General features: G+C 54.7%; 1 protein-coding gene. It reads left to right on the top strand.

The annotated features are described in order from the left end of the window. Nucleotides 1-309, top strand: a 309-nt coding sequence (locus tag AC1RP1_RS08200) for a hypothetical protein (protein WP_481762751.1), incomplete at both ends; no start/stop codon positions are given.

Raw genomic sequence — 309 nt, 5'->3', positions numbered from 1 at the left:
CTGGCGCACTCATCGAACAGATCGAGACGCCGAACAAGTTTCTGGTGTTGGGCAATCACGACGACAAGCACATCGAGTTCTACAAGACCAGTGGCTTGTTCCGGGAAGTGCATGAGCATCGCGCTTACATCAAGTTTAATGGGCGCAACATCATTATGGACCACCACCCGATTGCCCACTGGCGTAACTGCCAGCACGGTTACTGGATGCTGCACGGTCACTGCCACGGTGATTTCGACTATGCGACCCACGGGCTCGATCGATATAAGATCGCAGATGTGGGTTGGGATGCGAGCCCGGCTTACGAAC

Source organism: Dellaglioa sp. CoH-56-MRSF-13 (assembly GCF_056782095.1).
The sequence above is the reverse complement of the archived record's forward strand: the minus strand, read 5'-3'. Positions and strand labels throughout refer to the sequence as shown.